This window comes from Bradyrhizobium sp. USDA 4452, assembly GCF_054063575.1.
Map to the genome: position 1 here is coordinate 5638821 of NZ_JBSSGK010000001.1, position 16052 is coordinate 5654872.

A 16052-nucleotide genomic window follows, 5' to 3' on the forward strand; every position below is an offset into this window, starting at 1 on the left:
ATCGAGTATTCCAGAGACGCCAGCGATCGAATCGAGAGGCCGCGGCGTACTGGACGCCCCGCTTTCGCGGGGCATGACAGTGGTGTGCGGGGAGCGGTTGCTAACTCGCCTTCCTCGCCGCCAGCGCGTCCGCCACCGCGGTGCGGATATCGGCGACCGAGAACGGTTTGGTCACCACGTCATGCACGATCGCCTCGAGGCCCGAAGCGCGCTCGCGCTGATGGGCGAAGCCGGTCATCAGCAGGATCTTCAATTCGGGAAAATCGCGCGCCGCGGTCAGCGCCAGCGCGATGCCGTCCATGACGGGCATCTGGATGTCGGTGAGCAACAGGTCGAACGCGCCCTCGTCGCGCGTCAGCATCTCCAGTGCCTCGGCGCCGTCCTGCGCGGTCACGGTCTCGTGGCCGTCCATGGCGATGGCGCGCGCCACCAGCGAGCGCATCGAGTCTTCGTCGTCGGCGATCAGAACACGCGTCATGGCGATTGGTCAGTTCCCGAAAGTGTTGGCCGGCAGCCTCACGCGCGGCCGCCGGTGAGATCACGCTTGTTGAAGAAGCGTACGTCGATATTGCGGCCTTCGGGCGGCGGCGAGGCGAGGCGCGACTTGAAGAAAGCGCGCTCGCCGGGATTGAGCACCGGCTGCTCCAGCACCGCATTCCAGGCATAGATCTCGGCGCCCTGGGCGTCACGGACCGAGAAGCGCAGCCGCGGCAATTCGACCGGCTTCCTGGTCTGGCCGACGATCATGCCTTCGATCACCAGCACCGGCTTGCCGTCGACGGTCTCGTTGGTGATCTTGAGGTCCTTGAAGGCGAGGCCGCGCAAATTCACGTCGAGCCCGACCATTTTGTAGAACAGCGCGGTCTGCGGCAGCAGCCGCACCACGTCATTGCGCCAGACGAACAGCGCGATGATCAGCGCGCCCATCGCCGCGCAGGTGGTCGGCAGGGCACCAATCACGGGCATGAACGGAATACGGGGGAGCGACGGCAGACGGAAGAGGCGAGGAAACCGCGGCAGGCGGAAGCGGCGCTTTCTGGCATCCCGGGTGTCGGCATGGGCCGCGGCATCCGCTTCGGCCACCGCCGGCCATTCCGTGGCGGCGTCCCCGTCGGCGGGCAAATCGGCTGAAATCGAGGGGCTTTCGACCACCGGGGTCGTGTCAGCCTCCTCGCGGCCCATCGCCTCCCATTCGTCGGCGAGATTGGAGCCCGCGGGCTCATAGGCCAGTGTAGGGGCAGTCGCCCCGATCGCGTCCTCCGGCCGGGCCAGCCAGACCTCGCGGCAGCGGGAACAACGGACCGTGCGGCCGGCCTCGCCCAGGGTGGCCGGATTGATGGCGTAGGATGTTGTACAATGCGGGCAAACGATATGCATGGAGCCGAATCTCCACCGTGTGGTATGCCCGGATGCTACCGAGCGACCGTTAACGAATCGGAAACCATAACCGACGCACAAGCGTTCTGTGCGGTTTGCGGCCGCTCGGCGGATGTTCGGGTCGTCTTTGTTGGGTATTGGGCCACAGGCCCTCTCGAACGGAGCTAGCGCATTGGTTCGGTTCGAAAATGTCGGTCTGCGCTACGGGCTCGGCCCGGAGATTTTGCGCGACCTCTCCTTCATGATCCCGGCGCATTCGTTCCAGTTCCTCACCGGGCCGTCCGGCGCGGGCAAGACCTCGCTGCTGCGGCTGTTGTTCCTGTCGCTGCGGCCGACCCGGGGGCTGGTCAATTTGTTCGGCAAGGACGTCTCCCTGCTGGGCAAGGATCAGGTCGCCGACCTGCGCAAGCGGATCGGCATCGTGCTGCAGGATTTTCGCCTGCTCGACCACATGACGACCTATGAGAACGTCGCGCTGCCGTTCCGCGTGATGGGCCGCGAGGAATCGACCTATCGCCGCGAGGTGATCGACCTCCTGAAATGGGTCGGCCTCGGCGAGCGGATGGATGCGCTGCCGCCGATCCTGTCGGGCGGCGAGAAACAGCGCGCGGCGATAGCGCGCGCGGTGATCTCGCGGCCGCAATTGCTGCTGGCGGACGAGCCGACCGGCAGCGTCGATCCGACGCTCGGGCGCCGCCTGCTGCGGCTGTTCATCGAGCTCAACAAGTCCGGCACCGCGGTCATCATCGCAACCCACGACATTACATTGATGGATCAATACGAGGCGCGGCGGCTGGTGCTGCATCAGGGACGGCTGCACATCTATGAATAGGAGCGGCGACGAGAAAGTGTCGTTGGTCGATCTCGGGCGCGAGCGTCCGCAGGTCCCGGCCACGGCGCGCAACATGTCGCCGATCGTGCCGCGCGCCTCGATCTCCGGCCGCGCGCTGGTCGCGGTCGTCGCGATCATGACCTTCCTCGCCTCGCTGACGACAGGCACCGTGCTGCTGGTCAGCGCGTCGGCGGCCGAATGGCAATCCGAAGTGTCGAGCGAGATCACCATCCAGGTGCGCCCCTCGCCGGGCCGCGACCTCGACCGCGACGCGCAGGCCGCGGTGGAGGCGATGCGGGCGCAGCCCGGCATTCTCGAGGTTCGTCCGTTCAGCAAGGAGGAATCCGCCAAGCTGCTGGAGCCGTGGCTCGGCAGCGGACTCTCGATCGACGAACTGCCGGTGCCGCGCGTGATCGTGGCGCGGGTGCAGCCCGGCACCACGCTCGATCTCGCCGGCTTGCGCGCGCGGGTGACGCAGGCGGCGCCGACCGCCAGCGTCGACGATCATCGCGCCTGGATCGAGCGCATGCGCTCGATGACGGGCGCCACGGTGTTTGCCGGCGTCGGCATCCTGATCCTCGTGATCATCGCCACCATCATCTCGGTGTCGTTCGCGACCCGCGGCGCGATGGCTGCCAACCGTCCAATCGTCGAGGTGCTGCATTTCGTCGGCGCCGGCGACAGCTTCATCGCCAACCGCTTCCTGCGGCATTTCCTCAGGCTCGGCCTCGAGGGCGGACTGATCGGCGGCGGCGCGGCGATGCTGGCGTTCGGCTTTTCGGAATCGATCGCCAACTGGTTCTCCGGCACGCCGGTCGGCGACCAGTTCGCGGCCCTGCTCGGCACGTTCTCGCTGCGTCCGTCGGGTTACCTCGTCCTGGCGTTGCAGGCGGTGCTGATCGCGGCGATCACCGCGTGGGCGTCGCGGCGCACCCTGTTTGCCACGCTCGACGACATCGACTGACGGCCCGCGGCGTCGCAATCATGGGGGCGGTATCGTGATCGCGGGGCGTCGCCGGAGTGTGATTTCGCTCGCAGACGTGCGGCCCTTGCCGGGCAAAACCGGTTTCCACTTTTCCGGATCATGCTCTAAAATCCCCGGGGGGAAGGATATCAGCATCACATGAGTTTGCAGCCCGACGATACGTCGCCGAAAGGCCATGCCGCGCAGGCGCGCGGCTGGCTGCGCGTCGTCATCGTCGTGCCGCTGGCGCTTGCCTTCGTTGCCGCCGCGGTCGGCTTCATCGGCTTCCTGTCGCAATTGCGCGGTGTCGAGACCGATCCGCCGCACAATGCCGACGGCATCGTGGTGCTGACCGGCGGCTCGTCGCGGGTGTCCGACGCGATGGAACTGCTGGCTGCGGGTTACGGCAAGCGCCTCTTGATCTCCGGCGTGCATCCGACCAACGACGCCAATGACATTTCGCGCTCGGTGCCGGACAGCCAGGGGTTGATGCGGTGCTGCGTCGATCTCGACCGCTCGGCGGTCAACACCCGCAGCAATGCGGCGGAGACGCGGCGCTGGGCGCACGAGCGCGGCTTCAAGTCGCTGATCGTGGTGACCTCGAACTACCACATGCCGCGGGCGATCGTGGAACTGTCACATGCGATGCCGGATATCACGCTGATCCCGTTCGCCGTCGTCGGCGACAAATGGCGCGACGAGCCGTGGTGGACGAGTGGCGGAACGTTCCGTCTCTTGCTATCGGAATACGCCAAATATGTCGCTGCGGAGATGCGGGTGCGGCTGGCCGATATCGGCCTCGACCTGACCTCCGATCTCGCCGAGCAGCCGGCAGCTGCGCCGCGCCGCCCGGCAACGGCGCAGGCGAACAAGGACTGAAATGATTTTCCTGCGCTCGCTGATCTTCAACGTGCTGTTCTATCTGGTGCTGGTGCTGCTCTGCATCGTCGCGCTGCCGGCGCTGCTGTTGCCGCGCGGCGCGCTGATGGCGATCGAGGCCGCGTGGGCCAGCACCAGCCTGTTCCTGATGCGCGTGATCTGCAACATCCGGATCGAGTTCCGCGGCGTCGAGAAGATTCCCGCAGGGCCGCTGGTCGTCGCCTCCAAGCACCAGTCGTTCTGGGAGACGTTCGCGCTGGTGCGCTTCTTCGAGCATCCGCTGTTCATCCTCAAGCGCGAGCTGATGATGATCCCGGTGTTCGGCTGGTACCTGAAGAAGGTCGGCATGATCTCGGTCGAGCGCGGCGGCGGCCCGCGCTCGCTGATCAAGACGCTGAAGCGTGCGGCCGCCGAGGTGAAGCTCGGCCGGCAGCTCGTGATCTTTCCCGAAGGCACCCGCACCGCGCCCGGCGCCGCGCCGAACTACAAGGCCGGCGTCGCGCAGATCTATGCCGAGAGCGGCGTGCCGTGCCTGCCGATCGCGCTCAATTCGGGGCTGTTCTGGCCGCGCCGCACATTCATGCGCTATCCCGGCACGTTGGTGGTCGAATTCCTCGATCCGTTGCCGCCGGGCCTGCCGCGCGACGAGTTCATGACCCGCCTGCGCGATCAGATCGAAACCGCCACCACCCGCATCGTCGACGCCGGCCGCGCCGAGCAGGCGAAATTGTTCGGCGGCGTGCCGAGTTCGGCGAAAGGGTAGGGCGCGTGCTCGACGACGCTCGGTAGTAGCGGGACGGTTGCGAAGCGCCTCGGACCGGTCACCGATCGAGCCGTCATTCGGGGGCGACCGGCCTGAGAACGAGCCGATGCCGACGTTGCAGTCTTTACATCGCGCGAGTGCAGCTCACCGCGGAATAGGGCCGATCGAACATGACGTTCGCGGCGCTCCAGTCAGTTTGCATCACAGGTCATGGGCATTCCCCGATGTCGCCCTCCACAGTTGCGAGTGAGTCGCGCCCGTAACTCCGGGCGAGAGCCGATCATTTTTGATCTATCGCAATCACCACCGCGGCGAACCGACGCAGGTTTCAGACAGAACCTTGGCGGAGGCGCTGATGCGAAAAGTCGGAGGTAAGTCAGCTCTGAACAATGGCGTGATCATGCGGATGGGTGACAGCCTCTTCATGAGAGCCCGCTACGTATCCAGGTCCGTCACGGAACTCTTCGACAAGCCGCTTCGGCCGTTCGGCATCAGCTCGGCACAATTCGTCCTTCTTTCGATGATCGATCAAGCCGGCTCCATCACCCGCGCCGAGATCGCTCGCCTGCAGCATCTCGAGCGCTCGACGCTCACCCGAAATCTGAAATTGATCCTTTGCGAAGGGTGGGTCGAAGAAGTGCGCGACAACGCCGACGGCCGCAGCAGACCGATCGCGTTGACCAACGCAGGAAAGGATTTGCTGTTCAGCGCCCAGTCGGCATGGCTGGCGGCACAAGACGAGGCCAAGGCGCTGCTCGGCAACGATGGTACGATGGCGCTGATCAGCATCGCAGACCGCATCACGCATCCGATCGAGGGATCTTCCGAGCCGCCATCCTCGGCGCTGGTCAGTTCAGCTGACTGACATAGGCGGCGACGGCCTTCACTTGGGCTTCGGTCAGATCGTGCGCTATCGGCTGCATAATCGATGAGTTGTCGGGCTGATCCTTCTTCTGGCCACGCTCCTTGTCCCAATTGGCCAGCTTGCGCTGGACATAGTCGGGAAGCTGACCGGCAAGGCGCGGAAACGCGTCGGCGCCTTTGCCGTCCGTGCCGTGACAGGACGCGCAGGGTGGAATGTTGGCGCTCGGCACGCCTTCCTCGTAGATCTTCTTACCGTCGGACGATGGCGATTTGGCTCCGCCTCCGAGCGGTTTCGGATTGAGGTCTTTGAAATAGGCCGCGAGCGCCTTGACCATTTCAGGGTCGAGCACGTGTGCGACGTTGTTCATCACGGGATTGGTCCGCCTGCGGTCGATGAATGCCTGCAATTGGCTTGCGAGATATTCCGGCTGCTGGCCCGCTAGCCGTGGCATGGGGGCCGATCCACGAAAGCCTTGCCCGTCGAGCCCGTGACAGGTCTTGCAGTAATCCGTCTTTGCCTTGAGAGCCTGCGCGGAAATGTTTTCTGCCGCGGCGCCATATGCACCGATGGATGTGGAGGCGAGCGCAAGGACAGTGGCGAGAGCAGCATGCCGGTTCAATCGCAAGTTCATTGACGTGTGCCCATAGATGCACGCGCAAGCTACGCTGTGCCGCGCGCATCGGTCCACTTCAAATTTACAAATCACAGCGCATGCAATCTCGTTGTACATGCAACATTCCGTGGCGTTGCAGATGCAACGCTCGTTGCCGAAATGGCGCGCGTCGTATGGAAACGCAGTCGCCTGCGATGAAGTGGCTTCACAGCTAGCGCGACCATTGCATTATCTCGTCCGCGGCGCGTCGCTCTCTCCTCTGAAAAAAGTTGCGCCGCAAGACGGAATGAACCGCGATGGAGCATAGACGTTCCGATCGAGTGTGGAGCAGAGGCGGCATTGCCGCCGTCATGGCTATTTGTGCCGCCGTCGTTCTGCTCGTGATGATCGGCGGGGCGGCGCCGGCAAGCGCATTGCCGAGCTTCGCGCGGCAGACCGGGCAGCCTTGCGGCACCTGTCATACGAGCTTCCCGGGGCTGACGCCGTTTGGCCGCCGCTTCAAGCTTCTCGGCTACACGACCGGCGGCGGTCTCTACAAGACGACGCCGTTCGGCAATAACAACGGACCGCAACAAGCTTATGCGGCGCTACGCGACTACGCCAACCGCACCGACGGCGGTGGTGCTGCGCAGTCCGCCACATCGAGCGGCGAGCGGGGCTGGGTGCCTCCGATCTCCATGATGGCAATTGCGGGCTTCACCCACACGCAAGCCGATATCCCTGCGCCGACCGATCCCTATCGACCCAACGACAACACGGTCCTGACGCCGTTCAGCGGCTTCTGGGGCGGCGCGGTCACCAGCAACATCGGCGCGTTCGCTCAAGTCACCTACAACGCGCCAGGTCCGGTGTCCGGATTGAGCGGCACCCCGGCGGACAAATTCCTGCACACCTGGACCTGGGACAACACCGACGTACGTTTTGCGAGCACGACCAGGATCGGGCCGCTCGATATCATCTACGGAATCACGGCCAACAATAATCCGACTGTTCAGGACCTCTGGAATACGACGCCGGCCTGGACGTTTCCCTACGCTGTCTCGAACCTTGGTTCGACGCCCGGCGCCAGGACGATAATCGAGGGTGCCTTTGCGGCGCATGCCGTGGGTGTCGGCGGTTATACGATGATCAACGACATGCTTTATCTCGAGGCAACCGGCTACCAGACGCTTCGCTTCGGGCAGCAGAACTCGCTGGGCGTGGATCCGTTCGGCGCGCCGGGCCTGTTCAGCGGCGTGGCGCCCTATTGGCGCGTGGCGCTCGAACCGCACTGGGGGCCGCACACGTTCATGATCGGCACCTATGGCATGGTCTTCAATGTCAACCCGTGGATCGATTCGACCTTCGTGCAGGGAACGACCGGCGTACTCGGCATCGCGGACAGGTTCACCGACGTCGGCTTCGACTCGCAGTATCAGTACCAGGGCTCCAACTACTGGGTCACGCTTCGCGCCAACTATCTGCGCGAATTCCAGCAGCTCAACGCGAGCTTTCCGACGGGCGCGTCCGCCAACCCGAGCAATCTGCTCAACTCGCTTCGTCTCACCGGCGAGGTCACATTCGGCGGCGACAATCGCTTCGCGCTGACCGGTCAGTATTTCAAGATCTGGGGCACGCCTGACGCCAATCTCTATTCGGTTGGCGGTGGCTTCGCGAACAACAGTCCGAACAGCAGCGGCTGGATGGCGGAGCTCGACTACATTCCGTTTGGAATGGGTAAAGCGCCGGGCTGGCCGTGGTTCAACGCCAAGATCGGCCTGCAATACGTCTACTACAACAAATTCAACGGCACCACGCTTGGCGCCCAGGACAACAACACTGTCTTCCTTCACGCATGGTTTGCGATGTAGCGGTGCAACGGAGATCTACGCATGAGCAAATTTTCCTTGTTCGGAATTGCAGGGCTGGCCCTCATCTCCGCCGCGCCGGCATTCGCCGCTGATCTGCCGACCCAGATGCCGGTCAAGGCGACGTTCGTGCAAAGGTTCACTTGGACGAGCTGCTATATCGGCATGCACGGCGGCGGGTCCTGGATGAGCAACACCGTTACCGATCCGGTGTTGCTGGTGCAGGACAACGTCAATCTGGGCGGACCGGGTTTTACCACCGGTGGCCCTGCCACCGTCGGCCTCGACCAGCGCGGCGCTATTATCGGCGGTCAGCTCGGGTGCGACTACCAGACCCCCTCGAATTTCGTGATCGGCATCGAGGGCGCGGCTTCCGGTTCAACGATGAAGGGCGAGCGGCTGCTCGCTCTTCCCGACAGCGCGCCCGACACGGCGCTCCTGACCATCAAGACCGATTTCATTCCGACGGTGACCGGCAGGGTCGGTTATGCCGCCGATCACTGGCTGTTCTATGCGAAGGGCGGCGTCGCCTGGGCAAACAGCAAGTACAGCCTCACAGGAAACTTCACCGCAGCTGGTGCTGTCGCGCCCGCGATCCCGTTCGACTTCGAGGGGCTGGGTGACCGCTTCGGATGGACCGTGGGTGCCGGCGTCGAATGGGCGTTCAGCGACGATTGGTCGGCGCGGCTCGAGTACGACTATTACGATTTCGGCACCCATACCGCGTTGATGAACGACGTCAACAACGGGGTTGGCCCACTGAGCATCAAGACGACCCTGCAGACGGTGAAGCTTGGCGTGAACTTCCATGTTTGGAATTGGCAATAGATCGAGTCGAATGCGGACCATGAGCAGCTTGGGCTCTTGTTTGACAATACGAGCGGCGATCCTTGCCGTATCATTGTCGGCCGGCCTCTCGGCCGCAAGCCGGGCGGACGAGGTGCAGGCGAAGCTCGACTACTGCAAAACCTGTCATGGCCTGTCGGGCCAAGGCTACCGCGGCTACTTCCCGATGCCGCGGCTGGCAGGTCAACAACAAGAATACCTCCAGAGCCAGCTGCGCGCCTTCGTCGAACGCCGGCGCGTCAATCCGATCATGGCCAATGTCGCGCATGCGCTGAGCCCGTCGATGGTCGCGGCCCTAGCGTCGCATTTCCGACATCTCGATCCGAGGCCGATCGGGGGCGCGCCGTCGCGTTCGCTCGCTGCGGGTAAACGAATCTTCGACGAAGGACTGCCCGAAGCCAACGTGCCGGCCTGTTCTGCCTGTCATGGCAGCGACGGACGCGGTCAGAACGAGATCCCGCGGCTTGCCGGGCAGCTTTACGAATATACGGTCGGCCAGCTGACCGGCTGGTCGAGAGTGCGAGGACAGGGAACGTCAGTTGACACCTCCGCTGTCATGGCGCCGACCGCGCACAACATGTCGAGATCGCAGATCGAAGCCGTCGCCGCCTATGTGAGCACGCTGCCATGAGCATCATCACGCGTTCCGCCTGCACGGCCGCGCTGCTGATGGTACTCTCGGCGTTGACCGCCCCGATGGCCACTGCCGTGGCCGGCGAGCCGACCGTGTCGGTTCAGAATTGCACCTGGTGTCACGGCACATCGGCACAGGGATATGCGATCGCGCCGCGGCTCGCCGGTCAGCGGCCGGCCTATCTTGAAACACAACTGAAGAGCTTTCACGAGCGCTTCCGCGATAATCCGCTCTCGAGGCAGTATATGTGGAGCGCGACAGCCGTCCTCGGACCGCAAGCCGCTCGCGATCTTGCCGCCTATTTTGCGACGATCCCGCCGAGGCCCGCCAACGACGGCAACAGGAACCTCGCCGCGACGGGCCGCACAATCTACATGGAAGGAATTCCGGATGCGAATATAGCGGCCTGCTACGCTTGCCACGGTCCGAATGCCGAGGGCATCCGGGATATCCCCCGCCTCGGTGGACTCTCACGCTTCTATCTGAAAGCTCGGTTGGAGCAATGGGGCCAAGGCTACCACTCCGTCCCGGGATCGCCGATGCCTCTCGTTGCCCGCCCGCTGGCATCCGCCGAAATCGAGGCGTTGGCGTCCTACCTCAGCTTCATCAAGTAGCTGATCGTCCGCCGCCTGCCGGCAGACTCTCACCGCATCACGAACGGGTTCGCGGGCACGTCGGTCGCGGTCGAGATCCAGACGCTCTTGGTCTCCTGATATTCGCGCACCGCGTCGATGCCGCTCTCGCGGCCGACGCCGGAGAACTTCATGCCGCCGAACGGCATCATGTAGCTGATGGCGCGGTAGGTATTGACCCACACCGTGCCGGCGCGGAGCTGCTTCGGCACGCGGATGGCGCGCGCGAGATCCTTGGTCCAGATCCCTGCGGCAAGGCCGTAGATCGTGTCGTTGGCGATGCGAATGGCGTCCTCCTCGGTGTCGAAGGAGATGATCGACAGCACCGGCCCGAACACCTCCTCGCGCGCGATCCGCATGGTGTTGTCGACGTCGGTGAAGATGGTCGGCTCGACGAACTGGCCGCCCCTGATGCGGTCGCCGGATGCCGGCTTGCCGCCGAGCAGGCAGCGCGCGCCCTCGGCCTTCGCGATATCGATGTAGTCGAGCACCTTCTTGTACTGCGCGGGCGTCGTGATCGGGCCGACATTGGTGTCGGCCTGCATGGGATCGCCGATCTTGGCGGATTTCGCCAGCTCCAGCACGCGCGCGACGAACTTCTCCTTGATCGAGCTCTGCACCAGCAGGCGCGAACCGGCGATGCAGGTCTGGCCGGTGGCGGCGAAGATGCCGGAGATCGCGCCGGCCGCAGCCGCCGTGAGGTCCGCATCCTCGAACACGATGTTCGGCGACTTGCCGCCGAGCTCGAGCGAGACGCGTTTGAGGCTCTTGGCCGCGGCCTCGTAGACCTTTGCGCCGGTCGTGTCCGATCCGGTGAAGGTGATTTTCGCGACGCCGGGATGCGAGATCAATGCGGAGCCCGCCTCGGGCCCGAAGCCGGTCACCACGTTGAAGATGCCGTCGGGGATTCCGGCCTCTCTCGTGAGCGCGGCGAATTCCAGCGTGCTGGCCGAGGTGAATTCCGAGGGCTTGACGACCACGGCGCAGCCTGCGGCGAGCGCCGCGGCGCATTTCCAGGCGACGAACAGCAGCGGCGAATTCCACGCGGTCAGCGCCGCGACGACGCCGACCGGCTCATGCGTCGTGTAGGCGAAGGTATCGGCCTTGTCGATCGGCACCAGGCCGCCCTCGAGCTTGTCGACGAGGCCGCCGAAATACCACCACCATTCCGGATGGTAGCGCAGCTGGCCCAGCATCTCGGCCATCAGCTTGCCGTTGTCGCGCACCTCGATCTCGGCGAGATGCTCCGCATTGGCCGCGACGAGGTCGCCGAGCTTGCGCATCACCTTGCCGCGGGCGGACGCCGTCATCTTCGCCCACGGCCCGCGCCACATCGCTTCATTGGCGGCCTTTACCGCCTTGTCGGCGTCGGCCGCGGTGCCGCGCGGGATCTTGGCCCAGGCCTCGCCGCGATAGGGATCGATGCTGTCGAACCACTCGCCATTGGCAGGGTCGACATACTGGCCGTTGATGTAGAGCTGATAGGTCTTCATGACATCCTCCCGCAAGGCGACGGTTCTGCCTGGCGAAACGGTATCACGCATTGCGCGACGCCGACATAACGCAGCCGGAGGTAAGGCTGACAGGCGGTCGCCGAGATGTCCTCTTGTGACCTGCAGGAGACATTGGCGACTCCCAATTGCTGCTGCGCAAAATAGACCATCGAGCATATTTCGCCGGTCGCATTTCCCTGCTGTAATCAGGGGCGCCGCAAGCCGCCGGTGTGGCTTCGAGCCACAGCGAGGCGATGCGTCGACTTTCATTGCAGGAGACCATGGTTACGCGCTGATCTTTTGTCGGCGTCCGCTTAAGGGAGATCAGTCATGAGAACTTTACTGGCGAATGCTGGTTTGGCACTGCTGTTGGCCTTGGCAACGGGACCAGGCGTCAGCGCTCAGGAGGCCCCTGATTATTTCAAACGGACATTTCCGGACCAGGTACTGAAGCCGCATTGGGACGAACAGCTGGCCGTGATGAATCCCAACGGAGCCTTGGACGCGAAGACCAAGCAACTCATTGCTCTCGGCGTGGCAGCACAGATTCCCTGTGTCTATTGCGTTTACGGCCACACCAAATTGGCAAAAGGCGCTGGCGCGACCGATGCGCAAATCAAGGAGGCCATTGCAACCGCGGCGCTGGTTCGTTTCAACAGCACGATGCTGCAAGGCTCGGGTTACGACATGCAGAAATTCCAACAGGAAGTTGATAGACTGTCCGCACCGAAATAGCCTTGGCGTCAATTCGCTGCATCTGCTCATGACCGCCATCGGCCCTTGGCGGACATTCGCTCAGGCGTCGCCGACGCCAGCTGTGCAGGGTAACATGGTGTGAGTGCGCGGCCCGGTCAGGACGCGCGTGCCGCTGCCCGGCGTGCGCGGCGCGCCGCACGGCGCCGTTGCGTCCACAGCCTGGCGCGGTCGAGATAGAGATAGACCACCGGCGTAGTGTAGAGGGTCAGGATCTGGCTCAGGATCAGGCCGCCGAAGATCGCGATGCCGAGCGGCTGGCGCAGCTCGCTGCCTTCGCCGAGGCCGATCATCAGCGGCACCGCGCCGAACAGCGCGGCGAGCGTCGTCATCATGATCGGGCGGAAGCGCATCAGGCAGGCCTCGTAGATCGCATCGCGCGACGACAGCCCGCGCTGGCGCTCGGCATCGAGCGCGAAGTCGATCATCATGATGGCGTTCTTCTTCACGATTCCGACCAGCAGGATCACCCCGATCATGCCGATGATGTCAAAATCGGTGTGCGACAGCATCAGCGCCGCCACTGCGCCGACGCCGGCCGAGGGGAGGGTAGAGAGGATGGTCAGCGGGTGGATGTAACTCTCGTAGAGCATGCCGAGCGAGATGTAGATCGTCGCAAGTGCTGCGAGGATCAGGAACAGCTCGTTCGCCAGCGCCTGCTGGAAGACCTTCGCGGAGCCCGCGAACCCGCCGGAAATGCCCGCCGGCATGCCGAGCGCATGCATCGCGTTCTCGATCGTGGTGGTCGCGGTGCTGAGCGAGACGCCCGGCGGCAGGTTGAACGAGATGGTGCTGGCGACCAAGAGATCCTGGTGGTTGACCGCGAGCGGCGTCTCGCCGTGCTCGAAGCGGGCGACGCTCGACAGCGGGATCATCGTCTCCGCGCTGGTCGAGACCGCGGTTCCGGTCGAGGCAACGCCCTTGCCGGTGGCGCCGATCGAGTTGGTGGCCTGATTGCGCACCACACTGGCGGCGACCGAGCTGATCGAGCTCTTCTGCGACGACGAGGCCACTGTGCCGGCCACCGCATTGGTGCTCTGCGTGCCGCTCGCCGATCCGCCCGAGGTCGAGATATAGACCTCCTTCAGGGTCTGCGGGTCCTGCGAGAAACGCGGCGCGACCTCCATGATGACGTGATACTGGTTGCGCGCGACGAAGATGGTCGAGACCTGGCGCTGCCCGAACGCGTCATAGAGCGTGTTGTCGAGCTGGCTGACGGAGATCCCGAGCCGCGAGGCGGCGTCGCGATCGATCACGAGATTGGCTTGCAGCGCCTTGTTCTGCTGGTCGGTGTTGACGTCGGCGAGCGTCGGCTCCTTCTGCAAGGCAGCGACGAGCTTCGGCGTCCACTCGTTCAGCTGCTCGAAAGTCGAGCCCTTCAGCGTGTATTGATAGGCCGCATTGCCGGAGCGGCCGCCGGCGCCGAGATCGCCGATCGACTGCAGGAACAGGGTGGCGCCCGCCACCTGTGCCAGCGGCTCGCGCAGCCGTTCGATCACCTTGTCGGCGCGCAGGTTGCGCTCGCCCATCGGCTTCAGCGAGGCGAACACGGTGCCGGTGTTGGTGCCGCCCGGGCCGACGCCGCCGCCGCCGGTGAAGCCGACCGCGGTGTCGACCGCCGGATCTGACTTCACGATGTCGATGAACTGGGTCAGCTTCTGCTGCATCAGCTGGAACGAGGTGCTCTGGTCGGCCTGGATCGAGCCGATCAACAGTCCGGTATCCTGTTGCGGAACGAAGCCCTTGGGCACCACCGAGTAGAGATGGAAGTTCAGATAGAGCGTGCAGCCGAGGATCAGCATCACCAGCAGCGGATGGCGCAGCGCGAGGCCGAGCGTCGCGCGGTAGCCGCTCAGCATCAGCTCGAAGACGCGCTCGTTGATCCGGTAGATCCGGCCGTGCGGCTGGCCTTCCTCCTTGCGCAGCAGCACCGCGCACATCATCGGCGTCGTGGTCAGCGACACCACCAGCGAGATTACGATCGCGATCGTGATCGTCATGGCGAATTCGCGGAACAGGCGGCCGACCAGCCCGCCCATCAGCAGGATCGGCACGAACACCGCGATCAGCGACACGCTCATCGACAGCACGGTGAAGCCGACCTCGCGGGTGCCGACCAGCGTCGCCTCCAGCCGCGACATCCCGGCATCCATGTGGCGGGCGATGTTCTCCAGCACCACGATGGCGTCGTCGACCACGAAGCCGGTCGCCACCGTCAGCGCCATCAGCGAGAAGATGTCGAGGGTGTAGCCGAGCAGATACATCACGGCGAAGGTCGCGATCAGCGATACGCCGACCGCGACCACCGGTACCAGCGTGGCCCGCGCATCGCGCAGGAAGGCGAACACGACCAGGATCACCAGGGCGACGGCGATCAACAGCGTGATCTCGACGTCGTGCAGCGAGGCCCGGATCGTCTTCGAGCGGTCCATCGCCAGCGTGATGTCGATCGCGGGCGAGACCGAGGCCCTGAGCTGCGGCATCAGCCCCTTCACGCTGTCGACCATCTTGATGATGTTGGCGCCCGACTGCCGGTACACGATCATCACGACTGCCGGCTTGCCGTTAGAAAGGCCGAGCGTGCGCACATTCTCGACGGAATCGATGACGTCGCCGACGTCGGTCAGGCGCACTGCGGCGCCGTTGCGGTAGGCGACGACCAGCGGCTTGTAGTCGGCGGCGCGCCTCGCCTGGTCGTTGGCGTAGATCTGGTAGCGCTGGTCGCCGACATCGATCCCGCCCTTCGGGCTGTGCGCATTGGCGCTCGAGAGCGCGGCGCGGACGTCCTCGAGCCCGATGCCGTATTTGTAGAGCGCCGGCGGGATCAGCTCGACGCGCACCGCGGGCAGCGAACCGCCGCCCACCGAGACCTCGCCGACGCCCTCGACCTGCGACAGCTTCTGCGCCAGCACGGTCGAGGCGGCGTCATAGAGCTCGGCCGGCGTCAGCGTGTCCGAGGTCAGTGTGTAGATCAGGATCGGCGCCGAGGCCGGGTTGAACTTGCGGTAGGTGGGATTGGCGCGGAGGTTGGTCGGCAGGTCGGCGCGCGCCGCGTTGATCGCCGCCTGCACATCGCGCGCAGCGCCGTTGATGTCGCGGTCGATGTCGAACTGCAGCGTGATGCGGGCGGAGCCGAGCGAGGACGACGACGTCATTTCGGTGACGCTGGCGATCTGGCCGAGATGGCGCTCCAGCGGGCTCGCCACGGTGGAAGCGACGTCGGCCGGGCTGGCGCCGGGCAGGGTCGCCTGCACCATGATGGTCGGGATGTCGACGTCGGGCAGCGGTGACACCGGCAGCTTGAAGAACGCAATGATGCCCGCCACCACCAGTCCAAGAGACAGCAGCGTGGTGCCGACCGGCCGGCGGATGAAGGGGGCGGAGAGGTTCATTGCATCAGTGCCGATGTTCGCGGATGAGCTTCTATCCGTCCATGCCGCGACGCAAAAGCCTAAATGTCACAGGCCGCTGCCATACACCCGCCGTGATTTGCCGGATAGCGACAGACGCCCGACGAGGGCCGCATTCTCGATCGCATCGTTCTCGATCGGGCA

The 16052-nt window shown here is 64.5% G+C and carries 15 protein-coding genes; 10 read left to right on the plus strand and 5 right to left on the minus strand.

The window, feature by feature from the left end:
- Positions 1-100: 100 nt before the first annotated feature.
- Together ACVISU_RS26900 and ACVISU_RS26905 are read right to left on the minus strand one after the other, a co-directional pair.
- A complete protein-coding gene (locus ACVISU_RS26900; RefSeq protein ID WP_029079732.1) occupies positions 101-478 on the minus strand; it encodes a response regulator in 378 nt (125 codons plus the stop codon).
- A gap of 38 nt (positions 479-516) precedes the next feature.
- A complete protein-coding gene (locus ACVISU_RS26905) occupies positions 517-1377 on the minus strand; it encodes an MJ0042-type zinc finger domain-containing protein (protein WP_050403445.1) in 861 nt (286 codons plus the stop codon).
- A 172-nt stretch (positions 1378-1549) separates the two neighbouring features.
- Between ACVISU_RS26905 and ftsE the strand changes: the two genes are divergently transcribed.
- The 5 genes from ftsE (at position 1550) to ACVISU_RS26930 (ending at position 5680) form a co-directional block, all read left to right on the plus strand.
- Positions 1550-2209, plus strand: a complete 660-nt coding sequence (ftsE, locus tag ACVISU_RS26910) for a cell division ATP-binding protein FtsE (RefSeq protein ID WP_063695512.1) — start codon at positions 1550-1552, stop codon at positions 2207-2209.
- Complete coding sequence (locus ACVISU_RS26915; protein WP_063695513.1) at positions 2202-3173, plus strand: cell division protein FtsX; 972 nt, start codon at positions 2202-2204, stop codon at positions 3171-3173. The genes ftsE and ACVISU_RS26915 overlap by 8 nt, the downstream gene beginning before the upstream one ends.
- A gap of 159 nt (positions 3174-3332) precedes the next feature.
- The gene (locus ACVISU_RS26920) at positions 3333-4052 is read left to right on the plus strand and encodes a YdcF family protein (RefSeq protein WP_050405028.1); all 720 of its coding nucleotides are present in this window, start codon (positions 3333-3335) and stop codon (positions 4050-4052) included.
- Position 4053: 1 nt separating this feature from the next.
- Positions 4054-4815 carry a lysophospholipid acyltransferase family protein gene (locus tag ACVISU_RS26925; RefSeq protein WP_050405027.1) on the plus strand — a complete coding sequence of 254 codons (762 nt, stop codon included), beginning with the start codon at positions 4054-4056 and terminating at the stop codon, positions 4813-4815.
- Positions 4816-5101: 286 nt separating this feature from the next.
- A complete protein-coding gene (locus ACVISU_RS26930) occupies positions 5102-5680 on the plus strand; it encodes a MarR family winged helix-turn-helix transcriptional regulator (RefSeq protein ID WP_456708869.1) in 579 nt (192 codons plus the stop codon).
- Here the strand turns inward: ACVISU_RS26930 and ACVISU_RS26935 are convergent.
- Positions 5664-6410, minus strand: a complete 747-nt coding sequence (locus ACVISU_RS26935; RefSeq protein WP_456708870.1) for a c-type cytochrome — start codon at positions 6408-6410, stop codon at positions 5664-5666. The genes ACVISU_RS26930 and ACVISU_RS26935 overlap by 17 nt on opposite strands.
- Positions 6411-6643: 233 nt before the next feature.
- Here ACVISU_RS26935 and ACVISU_RS26940 point away from each other — a divergent pair, with 233 nt between their 5' ends.
- The 4 genes from ACVISU_RS26940 (at position 6644) to ACVISU_RS26955 (ending at position 10234) form a co-directional block, all read left to right on the plus strand.
- Positions 6644-8143 (plus strand): cytochrome C, encoded by a 1500-nt coding sequence (locus ACVISU_RS26940; protein WP_456708871.1) that lies wholly within the window; start codon positions 6644-6646, stop codon positions 8141-8143.
- A gap of 21 nt (positions 8144-8164) precedes the next feature.
- Positions 8165-8968: an outer membrane protein gene (locus ACVISU_RS26945; protein WP_050405024.1), complete on the plus strand. Its 804-nt coding sequence runs from the start codon at positions 8165-8167 to the stop codon at positions 8966-8968.
- A 112-nt stretch (positions 8969-9080) separates the two neighbouring features.
- Positions 9081-9617 (plus strand): c-type cytochrome, encoded by a 537-nt coding sequence (locus ACVISU_RS26950; RefSeq protein WP_244522083.1) that lies wholly within the window; start codon positions 9081-9083, stop codon positions 9615-9617.
- Positions 9614-10234, plus strand: a complete 621-nt coding sequence (locus ACVISU_RS26955) for a c-type cytochrome (RefSeq protein ID WP_456708872.1) — start codon at positions 9614-9616, stop codon at positions 10232-10234. Before ACVISU_RS26950 ends, ACVISU_RS26955 begins: the two co-directional genes overlap by 4 nt.
- 29 nt (positions 10235-10263) lie before the next feature.
- Here the strand turns inward: ACVISU_RS26955 and ACVISU_RS26960 are convergent, their stop codons facing one another.
- Positions 10264-11745, minus strand: a complete 1482-nt coding sequence (locus ACVISU_RS26960) for an aldehyde dehydrogenase (RefSeq protein ID WP_456708873.1) — start codon at positions 11743-11745, stop codon at positions 10264-10266.
- Between the two features lie 330 nt (positions 11746-12075).
- Between ACVISU_RS26960 and ACVISU_RS26965 the strand changes: the two genes are divergently transcribed.
- Positions 12076-12480 carry a carboxymuconolactone decarboxylase family protein gene (locus ACVISU_RS26965; protein WP_050405023.1) on the plus strand — a complete coding sequence of 135 codons (405 nt, stop codon included), beginning with the start codon at positions 12076-12078 and terminating at the stop codon, positions 12478-12480.
- Positions 12481-12596: 116 nt separating this feature from the next.
- On the opposite strand, the gene ACVISU_RS26970 is transcribed toward ACVISU_RS26965, so the two are convergent.
- The gene (locus ACVISU_RS26970) at positions 12597-15890 is read right to left on the minus strand and encodes an efflux RND transporter permease subunit (protein WP_456708874.1); all 3294 of its coding nucleotides are present in this window, start codon (positions 15888-15890) and stop codon (positions 12597-12599) included.
- Positions 15891-16052 lie beyond the last annotated feature (162 nt).